The 16,363-nt window shown below is 44.8% G+C and carries 23 protein-coding genes; 4 read left to right on the forward strand and 19 right to left on the reverse strand.

Translation table 11 applies throughout. From position 1 onward, the window contains the following. Position 1 precedes the first annotated feature (1 nt). From ACU01J_RS19195 to ACU01J_RS19245, 11 genes are all read right to left on the reverse strand, one after another. Positions 2 to 424: a DUF5675 family protein gene (locus ACU01J_RS19195; protein WP_481087140.1), complete on the reverse strand. Its 423-nt coding sequence runs from the start codon at positions 422 to 424 to the stop codon at positions 2 to 4. Positions 425 to 433: 9 nt separating this feature from the next. Beyond that, positions 434 to 652 (reverse strand): TraR/DksA C4-type zinc finger protein, encoded by a 219-nt coding sequence (locus ACU01J_RS19200; protein WP_222745235.1) that lies wholly within the window; start codon positions 650 to 652, stop codon positions 434 to 436. 21 nt (positions 653 to 673) lie between these two features. After that, a complete protein-coding gene (locus ACU01J_RS19205) occupies positions 674 to 1,126 on the reverse strand; it encodes a phage protein (RefSeq protein ID WP_481087141.1) in 453 nt (150 codons plus the stop codon). 3 nt (positions 1,127 to 1,129) lie between these two features. After that, positions 1,130 to 2,263 (reverse strand): DUF2586 domain-containing protein, encoded by a 1,134-nt coding sequence (locus ACU01J_RS19210; RefSeq protein ID WP_132941691.1) that lies wholly within the window; start codon positions 2,261 to 2,263, stop codon positions 1,130 to 1,132. 2 nt (positions 2,264 to 2,265) lie between these two features. Further along, a complete protein-coding gene (locus tag ACU01J_RS19215) occupies positions 2,266 to 2,925 on the reverse strand; it encodes a phage virion morphogenesis protein (RefSeq protein ID WP_038157299.1) in 660 nt (219 codons plus the stop codon). Continuing rightward, positions 2,918 to 3,406, reverse strand: coding sequence for a phage tail protein (locus tag ACU01J_RS19220; RefSeq protein WP_481087142.1), 489 nt, complete (start codon positions 3,404 to 3,406; stop codon positions 2,918 to 2,920). The genes ACU01J_RS19215 and ACU01J_RS19220 overlap by 8 nt, the downstream gene beginning before the upstream one ends. Beyond that, complete coding sequence (locus tag ACU01J_RS19225) at positions 3,403 to 3,867, reverse strand: head completion/stabilization protein (RefSeq protein WP_481087143.1); 465 nt, start codon at positions 3,865 to 3,867, stop codon at positions 3,403 to 3,405. Before ACU01J_RS19225 ends, ACU01J_RS19220 begins: the two co-directional genes overlap by 4 nt. Before the next feature lie 2 nt (positions 3,868 to 3,869). Further along, on the reverse strand, positions 3,870 to 4,241 hold the full coding sequence (locus ACU01J_RS19230) for a hypothetical protein (RefSeq protein ID WP_222782430.1): 372 nt from the start codon (positions 4,239 to 4,241) through the stop codon (positions 3,870 to 3,872). Positions 4,242 to 4,346: 105 nt separating this feature from the next. After that, positions 4,347 to 5,063, reverse strand: coding sequence for a phage terminase small subunit (locus ACU01J_RS19235; RefSeq protein WP_481087144.1), 717 nt, complete (start codon positions 5,061 to 5,063; stop codon positions 4,347 to 4,349). 16 nt (positions 5,064 to 5,079) lie between these two features. After that, positions 5,080 to 6,093, reverse strand: a complete 1,014-nt coding sequence (locus ACU01J_RS19240; protein WP_481087145.1) for a phage major capsid protein, P2 family — start codon at positions 6,091 to 6,093, stop codon at positions 5,080 to 5,082. A gap of 13 nt (positions 6,094 to 6,106) precedes the next feature. Continuing rightward, positions 6,107 to 6,988: a GPO family capsid scaffolding protein gene (locus ACU01J_RS19245; RefSeq protein ID WP_222745221.1), complete on the reverse strand. Its 882-nt coding sequence runs from the start codon at positions 6,986 to 6,988 to the stop codon at positions 6,107 to 6,109. 176 nt (positions 6,989 to 7,164) lie between these two features. Here ACU01J_RS19245 and ACU01J_RS19250 point away from each other — a divergent pair, with 176 nt between their 5' ends. The 3 genes from ACU01J_RS19250 to ACU01J_RS19260 all read left to right on the forward strand — a co-directional run bounded on the left by ACU01J_RS19250 (position 7,165) and on the right by ACU01J_RS19260 (position 10,501). Further along, positions 7,165 to 8,952, forward strand: coding sequence for a terminase large subunit domain-containing protein (locus tag ACU01J_RS19250; protein ID WP_481087146.1), 1,788 nt, complete (start codon positions 7,165 to 7,167; stop codon positions 8,950 to 8,952). Continuing rightward, positions 8,949 to 9,983, forward strand: a complete 1,035-nt coding sequence (locus ACU01J_RS19255) for a phage portal protein (RefSeq protein WP_481087147.1) — start codon at positions 8,949 to 8,951, stop codon at positions 9,981 to 9,983. Before ACU01J_RS19250 ends, ACU01J_RS19255 begins: the two co-directional genes overlap by 4 nt. A 65-nt stretch (positions 9,984 to 10,048) precedes the next feature. After that, positions 10,049 to 10,501, forward strand: a complete 453-nt coding sequence (locus ACU01J_RS19260; RefSeq protein ID WP_481087148.1) for an ogr/Delta-like zinc finger family protein — start codon at positions 10,049 to 10,051, stop codon at positions 10,499 to 10,501. Here ACU01J_RS19260 and ACU01J_RS19265 read toward each other — a convergent pair. Beyond that, positions 10,443 to 10,682, reverse strand: a complete 240-nt coding sequence (locus tag ACU01J_RS19265; protein WP_481087170.1) for a hypothetical protein — start codon at positions 10,680 to 10,682, stop codon at positions 10,443 to 10,445. The two genes, ACU01J_RS19260 and ACU01J_RS19265, sit on opposite strands and share 59 nt — an antisense overlap. A 240-nt stretch (positions 10,683 to 10,922) precedes the next feature. On the opposite strand from ACU01J_RS19265, the gene ACU01J_RS19270 reads away from it, so the two are divergent. Continuing rightward, a complete protein-coding gene (locus ACU01J_RS19270; protein ID WP_481087149.1) occupies positions 10,923 to 11,249 on the forward strand; it encodes a helix-turn-helix domain-containing protein in 327 nt (108 codons plus the stop codon). A gap of 176 nt (positions 11,250 to 11,425) precedes the next feature. Here ACU01J_RS19270 and ACU01J_RS19275 read toward each other — a convergent pair whose 3' ends face one another. The 7 genes from ACU01J_RS19275 to ACU01J_RS19305 are packed head-to-tail and all read right to left on the reverse strand — an operon-like array spanning position 11,426 to position 16,325. Continuing rightward, complete coding sequence (locus tag ACU01J_RS19275) at positions 11,426 to 11,635, reverse strand: hypothetical protein (RefSeq protein ID WP_481087150.1); 210 nt, start codon at positions 11,633 to 11,635, stop codon at positions 11,426 to 11,428. A 12-nt stretch (positions 11,636 to 11,647) separates the two neighbouring features. After that, positions 11,648 to 14,170, reverse strand: a complete 2,523-nt coding sequence (locus ACU01J_RS19280; RefSeq protein ID WP_481087151.1) for a replication endonuclease — start codon at positions 14,168 to 14,170, stop codon at positions 11,648 to 11,650. Next, a complete protein-coding gene (locus tag ACU01J_RS19285; RefSeq protein WP_070969210.1) occupies positions 14,167 to 14,463 on the reverse strand; it encodes a hypothetical protein in 297 nt (98 codons plus the stop codon). Before ACU01J_RS19285 ends, ACU01J_RS19280 begins: the two co-directional genes overlap by 4 nt. Then, a complete protein-coding gene (locus ACU01J_RS19290) occupies positions 14,460 to 15,080 on the reverse strand; it encodes a DNA methyltransferase (protein WP_481087152.1) in 621 nt (206 codons plus the stop codon). The genes ACU01J_RS19285 and ACU01J_RS19290 overlap by 4 nt, the downstream gene beginning before the upstream one ends. Beyond that, positions 15,077 to 15,520: a DUF3850 domain-containing protein gene (locus tag ACU01J_RS19295; RefSeq protein WP_481087153.1), complete on the reverse strand. Its 444-nt coding sequence runs from the start codon at positions 15,518 to 15,520 to the stop codon at positions 15,077 to 15,079. The genes ACU01J_RS19290 and ACU01J_RS19295 overlap by 4 nt, the downstream gene beginning before the upstream one ends. Continuing rightward, the gene (locus tag ACU01J_RS19300) at positions 15,517 to 15,774 is read right to left on the reverse strand and encodes a hypothetical protein (protein ID WP_481087154.1); all 258 of its coding nucleotides are present in this window, start codon (positions 15,772 to 15,774) and stop codon (positions 15,517 to 15,519) included. Before ACU01J_RS19300 ends, ACU01J_RS19295 begins: the two co-directional genes overlap by 4 nt. After that, positions 15,771 to 16,325, reverse strand: coding sequence for a hypothetical protein (locus ACU01J_RS19305; protein WP_481087155.1), 555 nt, complete (start codon positions 16,323 to 16,325; stop codon positions 15,771 to 15,773). The genes ACU01J_RS19300 and ACU01J_RS19305 overlap by 4 nt, the downstream gene beginning before the upstream one ends. Positions 16,326 to 16,363 lie beyond the last annotated feature (38 nt).

Raw genomic sequence — 16,363 nt, forward strand, 5'->3', positions numbered from 1 at the left:
GTCAGTCCTTAACGATGGTAAGTTGTGCAGATTCGCCAGCTAATTCTTTCATTAACGCATTGAATGCAGCAGTTGAGTTCACCACCGCCCACTCACCATTCACAAACCCAAAATCAACACCAGGTGCTAAGCAACCTTGCAGCTCTTTAGGTGAATTAGCTTTATGAATCAGAATGTGTGTGCGTAGGCTTGGCCCTTGTCGAGTAACACCCAACGTATCAGCTTCTAAGGCATAACAATCACCAAATCGTGGTGACTTATGAGGGAACAAACTATAAGTACCCTCAACAATGCAAGATTCACTTGGCTTGTTGTTCAGCATTGGACGCTCTACAACACAGCACACTTTGCTACCATCTTCACGATGTAGAGTCGAATACGTTCCGTGTTCGAAATAGCGGCGTTTCATCAATAGTTTATTCATTGGAAAACCCTAAATTAGACCTTTCTCTGCTAGCTGCTGACAGCTAACGCAATACTTACAACCTGCGACTTTAATACGGCGCAGCTCTGGGATTTCATCGCCACACTCGTAGCACTCTTTCGCGCTTTCTTGTTGGCCTGTCTGCACTGACCGTTTAAGTTGGCTTGCAATAGCCATTTCGGTGAATTTGGCTTCATTACTACTGGCATGGTCGATAAAATCCGGCATTCGTTATCTCTCTGGTTAGGCTTAAAGCAGACCGCGTGTGTCGTCTGAACTTAGGTATGGAATACCATTGATGCGGACAAAGTGCGGACTCGTTACAAAACCTTTCAGTTTGCGCTTGGTCTTATCACTGCTATTAGGGTCGACACTTAGTAGATCAGAGATTTGAAGCTTCACACCAAACAGTTCCACTTTGTCTTCCGCATCGCCTGTATTTGCATAGAACATGCAATCATGAGGCTTGATGCCACGCCAGCTACCTGCTTCACGTGCTTTTTGCTGCAACTTGCGGAAGTTGTTTAAATCAAACTCATATTCGACATCACAGCTCACCGCACCATGAGTAAAGCCGGTTGGAATTCCGCGCTCTTTATCAACGGCTGATTCATCATTAATTGTTGCGGTTGCCGACTCCACATGAAGCATTACACCAAGAACATTGATGTCGAAACTTCGACCTGTATAACGAGAAGTCATTTATTACTCTCCTAGACGTTGGTTAAGCATGATGCCGATTGTGATTTTCACTGGGCACTCATAAGGCGTAACAGCTAGCAGAATTTCCACTTCTTCACTGTTAATCCAAGTGATGGTGATGTCTTCATCCTGTGGCGGTTTGATTTCACCTGGGAACTCGTAATCACCAATTTTCGTTACTACCGCCATTTCGCGCAGGTCTTGGGTAAAGTAGAGTTTTGCGCTTGCTTCACTGCCCGGCGTTGAATTGAACTCACGATCAGCGATTCGAGCAATCGCACGCACACGAACTTTACGGGCTGCTTTCATCGCAACACGGATATGGCGAATATCTTGAAAGTCACCACCCGGAACATCTAAAGTACGGCCCGTTGTCCAGTACTGCCCCGGATAATCTGGGTACCACATCGGAACCGCAATTCGAGCAGCTTCCAGTGCTTTAAGGGTTGCCAACTCCAACGGTTTGCCGTCTTTATCCGTTGCCAGAGTCATGCTACCCAGTACGCTGCCTGTTTTGACTCGTGCAGGGGAATCAGCAATAGACACTTCTTGGTTTGCTAAGCGGCCAGCGTATATACCTACTGTTGAGTTTTCTTTGTGAACTTGAGGAACGACGGTGATGTACTCACTTGCGATGCTCGTTGGTACCGCGACTGTCGCTGCCAACCACTCCGCCCATGTTTCACCCGTCACCGAATCATCATTGATACCCGGCAAGGTGCAGATCATGAATACTTCACGTCCTAACTTGTTTTTCAATTCAGTGCGGAAAGCAACAGCATCTTCAAGAGTCGATGTGCCTGTATCTGGCTTATCAAGCACTACAGCTTCAAAGCTTGATGTTTCATTGGCTTTAAACACTGCGGCTTGCCAACTGTCCGCTGGGTCTAAGACGATCACACCTGCAGTCCAGTTCTGTTTCCCGTTTAACTGGGCGGCTTTTAGCGTAAGCATGTGCACAGGGTCGATGTTATCGAACGTGCTATCTGCAAAATCCGTGGTGTTGTCCACCATAATTAGGTTGCGCTCTGTTCCTGCGACTGTGCCGTACACAACAAACAGAAAGTGAAATTCAACGCCCGGAATCGGTCCGCGCATCATGTTCAGAATGTTAATAATGACGGTAGGCCATGCCATGTTTAGTTGCTCCTGTTTCGATTCAATTCCCGCTTGATAATCATTGCTGCCCGTTTGGGACTAATACCTATCAATCGGCGTTCTGGGCGATCTACTTCCCACTTACGTGATGGAGTTTTGTTTTCCAGATCACTAATCAGTTTTGCGGCTTCGGCTACGGTCATATTCTGAGTAATGAATTTGAGCGTTGGCTTTTTGCCTCTCTTCTGCCTGCCTTGGGGCGGAAGTCTGTAACCTAAATCGCGTAGCTCTTTCGCTTGCTCTCTAGTTGCCGGGTCGGTTTTCTTTGGCTCTTTCGCTTTCTTGGCTTGCTTGAACCTCTGCTGCAAACCGCTTTTCTCTGCTTCACCTGTATGATGAGCCAGTGCTACGGTTCCTCGTCTTGAGGGCCAACCAACAACCAAAACCCGGTTATTGTCTTTTTGAAAATGCTTTAGCTTCTTGGTGAAGCCTCTAAGCATCTTGCGCCTGCCTTTTTTGCGCTTTGACCACGATTTACCATCTGGGTCACGCTGTGCTCGAATGTTCTTTTTGGTCGTCTTGGTGATGTATTTACCAAGCTCTTTCAGCACTCTGGCTCTGGCTTTTTTATCAAGCTTTAACAGCTCGAATTGCTCTTTAACTCGCAGATAACTGCGTTTATCTGCCCGTATCTCATACATTGCGAATAACTACATTTGATAGCCTTTCCGCCTGCCAAATCTCGTACTCTGCAATCTTCCAGCGTTGACCATTCCAATAGATTGGCCCGTCTTGGTCAGCAGTCACTTTGACTGGTTCTTCAAACATCACTGAGATCAGCACTTCGGCGTTTTTCTCATCTTCCAGCACTATATCCACGTCTGGGTCGTCTAAGTCTTCAATGTGGAAACGGTCAGAGTCGTTATCCATCAACCAAGCCCCTACGTTCGCAAACAACACTGCAGGGTCGTATTCTTTGAAAGGGAACTTATCGAAGTAGAAATCAGCAACATAACGTTGATAAAGCAGATCAAAGCCATGGCCCATATTCTTGGTTTCGAGTTTCAACTCAACCTTGCCCATTTCACATTCCATGCGCTTGGCTATCTTGTCGCCCACAACGCTGATTAAAAATGCGTTTAGGTCACGCAGCTTGTAACCTGCTTGGTACTGCGTACTCATAGCAAATCCACCGATGAACGGTTTAGCCCTTTCATGTTTCGAATAATGCGCTGGCTTTCTGAAAGCAGTTCAGTGCGAACCTCGGCGCTTCTGTCTGCCATATGGTCGCCTTTGTCCTTGGTGTGAACAGTTGCAATGTCTGGCAGCAAGTCAGCTTTAGCTCTCGCAAACACTGCTGATTCGTATTGATATACAACACGGTTTTTACCAAGCATCTCCGGAAAAGCGGGAACATCGCCAGCAGTTGCATGTCCCTCTTCCTGATACTTAGCTTTTAAGTCTTCAAGTTGCTGGTTAACTTCCGAAACAGCATTAACCAGAGCAATAGCGATACGTTCTGAATCTTGAGCTGCAGGAATACCGCGACGTTTTTCAAAGTCACCCGCATTGATGTTCGGCCAAAAACCGTCATTGGTGATTTCTGTCGCTTGGTAATCCGAGCCGGAAGATCCCGTAAACATTTTTACTGCTCCCCTTTAACTTTTTCTTTTAAAAGTGCTGCCACAATAGTTAAAAGAACAACCAGTAAAATGAATGCAATACCAGTGAACCAATAACCAAAATAGATGAACATGACGGCTACCAAAGACATCATCAAACGAATAGATTTACCTACCCACTTTGCCGTCTTGCGCTCTTTCATTTTGTTAGCTAATTTGGTCATTTCTTTGTCACTAAACATCAATAACGAACTGCAAATACCCAACGCAATCTCAATCCAAGCCCAAAACAGAATTAAGTTAACTAGGCCATCGCTAGACAGACCTTTGCTGTTAGTGACTAGCACTGTTACTACCAAAACTGTTTTAACCAACCAGATAAATGCGCTTTTCATATCAGTTCCTTAAATAAGTGAGCCTCTAGCCACTGGGTCGACGGTATCGAGTTAGCCTATTGGCACTCTTACCTCACCAGCCGAGGCTCGGCGGCGTAGGAGTCTTTACAGATTCTTGTTGTCTTTAATCGCGCGAATACGTTGCTCGATTTGACCAATCTTGGTTTTCACACCCACTTTGTCGTACTTGTCGTGAGCGTGTTGCAGTAGCACCAAAGCTTTTTCTAGTGTTTCTAAGCACCCGATAGCTGTTGGTTGTGGTTGGCCCTCTTCATTTCGAATAAGGTACAAGCCTGCGAATCGGTACCACTTGGCATGAACTTCTTCATGCAATCGCCACTCTTTTTCAACCTTTTCAAACACCTTGCTGAAATAAGGTTCAATTGAGTGACCACGGCCAGATTCTTTTTCTGCCCACTCAAGCACTGCATCAGCGCAGACAGTCGGCCAATCACGGCGGAAGTTGTCCGGTGTAGGCAAATCCAACTCGATAGCTTTCAAACACCAATCAATAGCGGTTTCCATGTCGTTGACATCGAACAACCAGATCACCATGTTGGTAAAGATTGGGTTTTCGAATACTTCGCCTTTTGCTAAGTAAGCTTCCACGTACGGTTTGTACTTAGGCACTAAAACATTGCGCTTATGCTCAATTCGGTCTTCGATTGCATTAAAAGAACGCAAATGCTTTCTATCTTCTTCAAAGTCGATCAGCTTGATGTGCAGGCTTTCCGTGTTGACTAACACACCAGAACTCAGCACTTGCTTCTGTTTTTGCTCTCGTTTAGCAAGGTTATGTCGCATTCCCGGAGATAAGCGCATTGTTAGTTACTCCTAATTACTGTGCAGGTTTAGGCCCGAAGTGAACTTTCGTTTCTTCGAAACCGCCGTAACCTTCGTAATCACCTACAGCGTACCCTTCCCAACGCAGATAAGAGTTTTCATGCTGCTTGCGATCTTCGACATGCTCAGACTTACGGTGACGTGTGTTTTTCTGCGTGTAGACGTGCAGGTTTTTCAATGTAGTTGCCACCATACGCATACCCGGAAAGTAAGGAGGGACAACAGCAGGACGGCCAGCAATAGAATGTGGCAACTGTTGGGCTGCTTTTTTCTCAGTTGGGGTAGACGCAGCATCGTATAAACGAGCCTGTTCAAATGACATGAGGTCAGCACCAACCAAGATCACTAGCGATGGGTCATTGCGCAGTGATGGGTGAATTTTGGTATTGATGAGGTCAGAGGCCATTGCATCCAGCGTCTTGTAATCACCGCCACCATCCGGATCTAGATAAACATCGAGGTCAATGATTTGGTCAGGTGCATCTTGCTTAACAAGCGCCTGCCAGCCTTTATTTACATCTTCACCGTTAGGATTTGTTGCAGAATTAGTGGTGTCAGCAACTGTCTTACCATTAAAACCAACGCGCAAAATGTCTGCCGAAAAGTTCGACATAGCATTTTCATTCATGCGTTTCATGAAGTCGCCCGGTTTACCCGAGTTAGCCCAAACACTGAGCGTATCCCACGTGACAACCGCACAAGAATCGGTTTCAACTAGTGCGTACTCATGACCATCTACACCAGCATCAGTAGTGTGACGACCACCTTTTTTACGGCCAGTGTGAAGACGGTTAGTACCTACCTGAACCACTTGCCCGGACTTTTGGTCAACATCTTCAACAGTGATCATTTTCAGGAAGTCCGCTTTTTCAAGAAGCTTGCTCTTTAGCTGCGTTTCCTTTGGCCCAGTAATCGCAAATGTTTTGCTTGGGTCTTTTACACCAAAGATTTCACTTTGCTTTGCGGAATACTGGTCTAGGTAATCGCGTGCGGCTTGATTAAGTTGCATCAGTTATAACTCCTTATGCAAAGTGGCTTGTATCTTCCGCAGCACCAGTGCCGCTAGGCTCTTGATTCGGTACTTCTTGCGAAAGTTGTGCGAATTGGTTTTCTAAACCAGACACTTTTTCAAGAATCGGATTTAGTTTGTCATCCAGAGTGGCAGAGAACTGTTCTGCAGCAGATTTCTCTTGGTTCACTTCCTGCTCTGGGGGTTGCTGTGCGAACTCTTGGGTGAGTTCTTCTTTCAGCTCGGTTTTCAGCTCGCTTTTGAAAGCACCTAATTGCTCTTTCAATGCGGCAGTCAGTTCTTCTTTGGTCACTTCCGTTTCCTCTGGTTCTGGCGTTTCAGTTAGGTTTTCTGGTAGTTGCCCACCAGATTGGAAATAGCTTGCGATGGTCGCAAAAGCCTGTGCTAACGGGTTTGTGGTATAGAACTCACTAAGATCAATCAGCTCCAATGAATCGGTTTCAATTTCTTGCGTTTCACCCGCTTGACGAGAGAATTTAAGGCGCGTTGTTCCTGTGGATGCAGGGGAGTCAGTCACAGCTAAGCCGATCAGGTAGGCGCGGCCAGTTCCTTGAAAGTCCGGGTGCATTTCAATAGATGTATAGAGCTTTTGACCTTTCTTGTTAGCAGAAAGTAAGAATTCATTCGGTGTAATTTTGGCTAGTAAGCGCCATTTACCAGCGCGTTTTTCAGCTTTAACTTCGGGTACTTCACCCCAGTTATTGCCCTCAAAAACATTCCAGTGAGAACGTGAGTGTTCAGGCCAAATTAACGCTGCATATAGCTCTTGCGAATAAGAACTACCCATATCTTTAATTTGTGCTGCACTAATCTGGCGACCATCTACAGTAGCCCCCTCAGTTGCAACAATTTTCCAATCACTGGTTTTGCTCATGTTTGTCGTTTGCCTAGTTAAATCACGTCAAATAAATCTCGGTCACGGCAAACAATACGCCTTTGAATGGGTGGTTTCAGCCACTTCAATTCCTAGAAATTCGGATTTAGCCCATATCCGAATTCATCCGAATTTAAGTTAGTCATTTGCGAGATTTCGGGGCGTATGATGCGCTTATGGCATATTCTCCCGAAGTACGACAAGCCGCCCGAGCACTCTATTTGAAAGCTTGGACGCCACGTGAAATCGCTACCGAACTGAACCTAAATAATGAGCGCATCATTTATTACTGGGCAGATAAATTCGGTTGGCGCGATATGTTGCGTGAACAAACTATTGATGAAGCAATAGCAAACCGCATTCAAACGTTGCTCGAATTGGAAGACCCAAGCAAGAACCAGCTAGACATGCTCGATAGGCTTATCAAGCATCACGCAACTTTGAAGAAACAAAGGGCACGAGAAAAGCAGCAAGGTGAACAGCCTTTAAATGCTGGCAACAAAAAACACGAGAACAAAAGTAACCGTGGTGATCAGCAATCTGGCAGCAACTCAAAATCGAATAAGAAACGTAAAGGCAAAAAGAATGACATTAGCGAACTGAGTGAAGAAGACTTTGCCACGTGGCACGATTCGCTTTTCGCCTATCAACACGTAATGCGCAACAACATCAAACAGCGTATTCGTAACATTCTTAAATCCCGCCAGATTGGTGCAACCTACTATTTCAGTGGTGAGGCTTTAGAAGATGCGATTCTGACTGGTGACAACCAAATCTTTTTGTCAGCGTCACGCGCTCAAGCGGAAGTTTTTCGTAGCTACATCATTGCTATTGCAAAAGAGTTCTTAGACATAGAGCTGACCGGGAACCCGATCATTCTCTCTAATGGTGCTGAACTTCGCTTTTTATCAACCAACAGCAAAACCGCGCAGAGTTACCACGGCCATGTTTATGTTGATGAATACTTCTGGATACCGAAGTTTGACGAACTAAACAAACTCGCTTCGGCAATGGCTACCCATAAAAAATGGCGTAAAACCTACTTTTCGACCCCATCATCGAAAATGCACCAGGCATACCCATTTTGGACGGGCGACCAATGGCGAAAAGGGAGAGATTCACGCGCTAAGATTGAGTTTCCAACGTTCGATGAATACCGCGATGGTGGTGTGCTTTGTCCTGATAAGCAGTGGCGTTATGTCGTTACTATCGAAGACGCTGCAGCAGGCGGTTGTGACCTATTTGATATTGAAGAACTACAGGACGAATACAGTAAAGACGATTTCGACAACCTGTTTATGTGTGTCTTCGTCGACGGCTCTTTGTCTGTATTCAAATTCTCTGACCTCGAAAAAGGTATGGTTGACTCTGCCCACTGGCAGGACTTTAAACCGAAAACAAAATCACCGTTTGCTGGGCGTGAAGTATGGTTGGGCTATGACCCAAGCCGAACACGTGACAATGCTTGTTTAGTAGTCATAGCCCCGCCTGCAGTTGCAGGTGAGAAATTCCGTGTTTTAGAGAAACACTACTGGAAAGGCCTTAACTTCCAGTACCACGTAAGTGAAATTGAAAAGGTATTTAAACGCTACAAAGTCACGTACATAGGTGTTGACACTACGGGGATTGGCGGCGGTGTTTGGGACTTAATTAAGAAAAAACACCCACGTGAAGCCCACGCCATACATTACAGCAACGAAAACAAGAATCGCCTTGTGATGAAGATGATCGACATTGTAGAAGCCAAGCGCCTGCAGTTTGATGCCGAACACAAAGACATTGCTATGGCATTCATGGCTATTAAGCGAGTACCGACCAATAGCGGTAACGCTATGACCTTTAAAGCTGAGCGAAGTGAAACAACAGGCCACGCCGATGCGTTTTGGGCTATTTCACACGCCATTATTAACGAACCGTTAGATCACGATACTCCAACGAAATCAACTTGGGCCACTGCAGCATGACCGACACAACAGAAACACTAGTTAAGCAAGAAGAACAACATGCAGAGTCTGTTTACCACATTGACTCTTCGCCAGAAGCAATTGACTCAACCAGTTGGATGACGTCTTACACTGAGCTTTTCTACAATGACATGGACGATTACTGGGAGCCGCCAATTTCACGACAGGGATTGGTCGAGACTTCACGAGCTAACGCCTATCATGGCTCACTTCTGAAAGCTCGGGCAAATTATGTTGCTGCTCGTTTTACAGGTGGCGGCGGAACTAGGCGTCGACAACTTCAATCATTTTGCAACAACTACTTCACAGTTGGGGATGCTGCATTTTTAAAAATCCGCGATCACTTTAAGCGCGTAGTCCGCCTATTCCCTTTACCTACCATGTATCTACGCAGACGTAAAAATGGCGATTTTGTATTGCTCGAACGAGACAACAAGCAGCAAGTGTACAAACCGGAAGACATCATATTCTTACCGCAAGAAGACTTGCAGCAACAGATTTATGGCTTACCTGACTATTTGGGCAGCTTACAAAGCAGCTTACTAAACAAAGACGCCACACTATTTCGTCGCCGATACTACAAGAACGGTGCTCACATGGGTTTTATCTTCTATGCGACTGACCCAAACTTGAGTGATGATGACGAAAAGATGTTGAAAGATAAGATTGCCAGCTCTAAAGGCGTTGGTAACTTCCGCAGTATGTTCGTCAATATTCCCGGTGGTGCAGAGAAAGGTATTCAGCTAATCCCTGTAGGTGACATTGCAACAAAAGATGAATTCGAACGCATCAAGAATATTACAGCGCAAGACATCTTAGTGGGGCATCGTTTCCCAGTGGGTAAGGCTGGCATTATTCCACAAGGGACAACCAGCTTAGGTGACCCGATCAAGATTGGTAGTGAATACGCCAAAGACGAGATCATACCTGTTTGCGAACTGATTATGGATGAAGTGAACAATGACCCGGAAATCAGAAACATAAAAAGCCTACATCTAAAGTTTGATGTTACTACCGGGGAAAACTCATAAACCTGTACAAAAACACAGCCATTGACGTAATATTATGCTGTCAGTCAGTTAAGTTAGGTCAATGTATGCGAGTTTATTGCAAATGTGGTGAACGCGCGATTGTAAGTAGAAGCATCGCTAAAGATGCCAATTGCGCAGATTTATCTTGTTCCTGTTCTAACCCAGAATGTGGGCATACCTTTGTGAGTTCTATCGGCTACCGCCACTCACTAAAACAGTCAAAGCTTCATTTCGGAATTGGTGCGACTAGTAAGCCGTCTTTATTTGGTAGTCGCATTACTTGCGGTTGTGGCGAACGGGCGGTGATTAATAAAACCAACCGCCTATCGAACGACTGTGCAGATTTGTATTGTGAGTGTAAGAACCCAGCATGTGAACATCAGTTTGTTATGTCTTTGTATTTTAGTCACACACTAAGCCCGTCATCGAAAGATACCAGTGAACTGGCTAACTGCTTAATCAAGGTGCTAAAGCCTGATCACAGAGACAGTTTAAAGAAACAACTTGCTCTTTTTTAGCCACTTTGCACTTACAATCACATTGATAATAAAGGGCGTCATGATGATGCTCTTTTTTGTGGGCAAGTATCAAAGAAATCAAGAATGTTCCAATATCTTGATTTTTTTCATGGTTCCCGCTTGTATCCTCAGCCAAAGCGCATAAAACAAACGCCTCCGCATTGTTATGTAGTTCAGACATTAAGCCTCCTAACTGACGATTTACTGTATATTAATACAGTAGTTTTTATCGAACAAATTTATTATTGCTTTTTGTCGCCTATACTCTTCGGTATGCGACTTTTATATACCTAGCAAAGCGAATCATACTTAAGAATGATTAATGACATTTGCGAAGTAGCACTAATTTATTAACACCCTCGTCTTGGTTGGCATATTTGTAGCAACTACTAGTCAGAACTGACTTAGGAAAGTGTAAATTGTGTCGATTAAAAACAATGAGTTAGACCCAGTTATTAGTTACTTTGTACAACTGAGACTCCAAAATCGCAAAACTCAGGAGCAAATTGCGAATCAAACTGGAATTAGACTAACAACCTACCAGCGAATTGAACAAGGTAAGCGCGACCCTAAACTTAGCGAGATCAAAAAGCTTTGTTTGTATTACGGTGTTACCTGTTTAGATGTGGCGTGGGCAGAACTAAACCAACGCACATCCAATAACACCGATTTGGCGGCAGCTATGAAGCATGTTCCTGCTCATATCCGCCAACCAATTCTGGACCTGATAAAAGCTGTTAGTAGTTAAGTCATTTTTTTAGCTTTCCAAACCATCTGAATACTCCTTGAGATACTCTCTTATGCCAGTTTGTTTGCATTAACTCTTTGCCTTCCCATGTTGCGTAATCAAACCCATAATTTGTATTTATTGCCGTGACAATCATTCTCTTAGCTTTCGAGTTTTTCACTGTCATCTCCTTAAAGCTATCGGCCTATGTTCTTTAACGCCGCATAGTAGGCAGCACCTTGCATCTTTATTGCTATTTCATTCTCTTTTTTTGACAACACATTTTTTATAGCCAACTGAATTTCAAAGTCTGTCGCGTCTTCGCTCATCTTTGATACGTATTCTTCAATTGCAGAGCTGAGCACATCTACCAACTCCATATCTAAGCTTTCAGCATTAGTCTTCATAACTTCTTTCTCCTACATTAACGGCCAGTCGTCCCCATCAGGGAAAATCGACAGGTCGGGTTGTTGATACTCTTGCTTTTCTGGTTGGGCGAATAAGTTGTCCCAACCCTCGAAATCCATCCAATTGGTGTCGTCCGAACGTTGACGGCTCACTTCTACCAACTGGGCAGGGCGTTTATTGCCGTGTTCGTCTACCTCCGCAGGGCGGATTTGAATACTGGTTGCATCGTCGATGCGAATTGAACTGCCTTTTAGCAGTGCGGCCAGTGCCGCTTCATCAATATTTGGTGATTTACTCGCCCATTTATTAACAGGGTCTAATAATCGGGTTAGCTGATCGCAGACCTGTACTTTCTCAGGCTCCGTACAGTTATTGACAGAACTCCGAGAGGAGCCAGAGGCTCCAAAAGCGGTCGCTTCGCTCCCAAGAGCGCACGCTTTAGCTTCATCATTAACCTTTGATTTCTTCTGAATCGTCCAAACTTTGGTGCGTGTTTTGATGGTTTCTTCTGGTGTAGTGAAACCCTCAATTTTGCGAACGTCTTCGCCATGTGGTGAAGCGAATGGCAGTACTTCATAAGAGTTCACGATCAGCAAATCTTCGCGCTTAACGAATGGGCCACCTTGCCCCATGATGTAACCTTGCCAGTTACCATGGTCGGCAGCTTTTAAAGTGTCTGTGATGCTTGCGTCTTCGGTCTTCATGCGTGACTGGTAGCTATCACCAATCACTTTCATTAACTCTTCATTGGTGATCAGCTTGCTAGGTTTAATAGGCCCAACAAGATCACGCTGCAGCATTGAGTAAATAGTGAGTAGGTCGACACGCTCTTGCATGAAGAGGTATTCCATAAACGCTTTTTTGTTCTGGTTAGCGAAGCGGCGTAGTTCACGGTAAGTCGTGACTGGTGCACCACCGAAGAACTGGAACTGGCGAATGTTCCAACGGCTTTTCCAAGCACTAACATTCTTCGCCATGTCTTTAACTGGCTTGCCTGTTTCGTCCGAGATCTCCCCGTCCATTGCAAAGCCGTCAATGTTCTTTGAAATGTACTTAGCGATGTAGCCCGTAGCAGTGCCTTTCTCTGGGTCAATAAAACCAAAGTCACAACGTGGGCGGTAATCTAGCGGCCCAACGTAAGCACCTTTGCGGAATGGCTTTTTCTTCTCTTTCTCAAGTTCTGGGTGCAGTTCGCCACGGTCTTCTTGCGTGGCGTAAGAAATGAAGATGTCACGCACTTGCATCACGTCTTCTGGTTTTACCCAGATAAGCAAATGCCAGTGTGGTGTGCCGTCATGGTGTGGCTCAGCGACACGAACACCAAACCAACGGATTTCTTCACGACCTAGTTTGGCGCGAATTCGCTGCCATACGTTGTTTAGGTAAGATTGCGCATCACGTGGGCTTGCACCGTTCCAGTGACCAATAAAGCCGCCTTTCTTGTATGAGTTGTGATACTTAGATGGAGTGGTCAACGTTAAGAACAGACCTTGCAAACCCAGCTCGTTGCCAATGTCTTCACAACCACGGCAACGCACCATTAATTCATGACGACGAATGGCAGGGTTAGCCACACTCTTTTTGACCATATCCCAGAGATCAGCTTCTTCTCCTGTTTCTTCATCTAATAACTGGCATTGTTTAATGTATTCATAGTTAGCAGTTTGCTGCGCTTGGTGTTCACGAACGCAATCCCATGACGCATAAGGTGATGCTTTTGACGAAACTTGCCCCATAGCAATGGCTAGGTGCTCACGCATGATTTTGCGTATTTTGTTGAGACGTCCATACCACCACTTTTCATCTAACATGCGTGAAATGTCATTTAGTGCGGTCAGGTCGGTTTGTTTCTTTTTCTTGCGCGGTGGAGTCATACCAAAATGGCAGACAAATTCGGCTAATTCTTCATAGCCGATCACCTCTGGAATTTCGTCTTCATCCAGATCACGGTTAGCCACACGTGCAGCGATAAGAGGGAATTTAGCCTTAGTGATTTGGCTAATTTTGAATGCCATGTCTTTAACTTCTGACGGCTCAAGTTCTGCCAGCAGTCGGCTTTTAACTGGCTTGCGATTACGCTCCGCCTTTTCGAAGTCAAAGCGCATTTGTTCTTTTTGTGCAAAGTCGCTTTGCTCAGTGTCGCTAAACTCTTCACTAAGCAAAGAAACCTTTTGGGTTGTCGGTAACTTTTTGTATTTGCGTAAAACCATCAGCGCACGTTCAGCGGCTGGCCCCATACGCTCACGCAAAAATATGTTGGCATCTTTACGGCCTTTCTTTTCGAACACTGAAACGTAACGAGTAACAAAGTACTTGGTTAGGTAGTCCGGTAGGTCTTTAATCTTATCTTTCGCCCACTCGAAATCGTCTGGGTTAGCATCAAATAGCTTACGTTCCAGAACACTAAGATCATCAGGCTCAATGATTGTATTGTATCGACGCGAACCAAAGCAGCCCGCTTCAACCTCAGTCAAAGGGGCTTGCCATGGAAAATCGTATAGGTCGATTTCAGTTGGTTCGATTAGAGTGTTCATTTAGTGGCTTTCGTTCTAACCTGAAATGGAAAGAAACAGTGCCTTTCAGCAGGATATTGACCACCTGCTTGAAAGCAAATCTTCATCAACAGGCGCTCTTTACCACGAACAGCTTTCTTTACATCACGATTGCCTAATGTTGCTTTCCAAAGGTCAATACCTAAAACGCGCTCAATATTTGTAATATCACCGCTAGAAAAACACACATAACCTTTGCCCTCGGGATGCTTTATCGCGTCAAGAATAGATTGCATATCCTCAATCGCTTTCACTTCTTGTTTGTTCAACTTCATGCTGCCACCTCATGAACTACTGGTGCGCCGCAACCTTGGCACACTAAGTCTTTCTTCTTGATTTCATGTAAGCATTCATCACAAACAACTAGACCTACAGAAATGATATTGCTCAGACCATTAGGCAAATCGAAGCGGTTACCTTTATCCCAGATAAACCACATGTATTCGCATGAGTCAGAGCCACCGCCAACAAAGCGAGGGCGTGGAACGATAACAGGCGTTTTTTGAGGGAATCCAATTTCATGCCAAAAAGGTAAACGCGCTATCGAACCTAAATAATTAACACGCTGCAGATAAGCCATTGTCCCGTCAGGGGCTAACTCACTTAGGCTTTTGCGAATGAATTCCTCCGTTAGTGAAAACGGTGGATTGGTGATGATCACGTCTTGAGTACCGAAATCAGTAGTTAGGTAATCAATCCCCTTTTCGATTTCAGCAAATGACTTTTGGCTTTCTGGCAACATGACGTTTTCAAAGATCGCACCAGTGCCATAACAAGGTTCAAGAAACTTATCAGACGGGCGAAGCGTCAACTTTTCCAAAAGAGAGATAACACACTCATCTGGCGTTGGGTAAAGTTCGCGTGGTACTACTTTTCCGTTGGTAGAACTCATTTTGAACCCTCCCCAAGAGTGCTTAGAAACTCGTTAGCCATATCAATAAATGCACGAGCATCATTGGCCGTCATTTCAGCGTCTGCAGTCGTATGCCCTGACCGTTTGATGATGTCGTGGCTTGCATCAATACAGTCGCACGTTTCCTGCAGACGATCACGTAAAAAGCAGATCAGGTTTAGAGCTGATTTACTGGTACCGCTTTTTAATGACAGGACACACCAACCCTCTTTGATACCAAACTGACCACCGTGTAAAACGTGGCTAACTTCGGCATTCGCTTCTTGTCCGGTGTATTCTCCATTAGCATCAATCTCACGTAGGTTTAAGCAGTCGCCAATTTGGTAATCACGATCATTGATTCGAACTTCATGTGTTTTGCGGTGGGCTAGAACATCGGCGAAGTGAACAGATTGGATTTTTAGTTCATGAACTTTCATTTTGACTCTCCCGTATCTTTCACCGTTAGTTCGTCTACGGTTCGTCTTACCCAATCTTCTAGAGGTGCTGGTTTGCTAGACGGCGTTGCATTTTCGTTAGTGCAAAATTCAGGAACACGAGAAAAGAAGAGAGCATCACCACCGCGCCATTCGTGTGGAACAATGAAGCCGTCTTCCGTCTTACCGCAAAACGCAATAGCCATAAGGCGAGTTTTATTCACTCTTACAAAAGGGCAGTTACCACAAGTTTTCATGCTTCCACCTCTGCTTTTGCTTCGGCTTCTTCACGGGCTTCAATGATTAGCTCTGTTAGTTGGCTTTCGATTGAAAGTAACTGCTCTAATGCTTTTGGGCCGTTAAGCCAAACAGTCTTATCAAAATCACGTTCTCTATTGTCACCATTTTCATAGTCATGCTCTGGCGGAAAGGCGAAAACAGCCAAATAATTCATATGCGCGGCGTAATTTACAAAAATATGGATGATGTCGTGATTAGTGACAGCTAGTACATTGATAGCATGAAGAATATCTAGCATTTCACGCTTTCGGATTACTTCTACATTGTCGCGTGAAACCGTTGCAGTATTTTCAATATCAGCTTCATTTAAGTTGAAATCGTTTCTCAGTGATTTAGGTAATAGAGAACTTACTGCCAATGCTATGCGGCGTTGGTTGATATTGGCTTGGTCATTGAAGCGGATTGTTTTATTCAACAACTCACGAGACTCGCTCAACGCTTCTCGGGCTTCATCCCTAAACTGTTTAGATTCTTTGTTTAACTGGATTGCTTGTTCTAGTTCACTCATCTTCTATGCTCCTACGCTAAGACGAAAAAAAGCCCCCT

It is taken from the genome of Vibrio sp. 2433-A1, assembly GCF_056726085.1.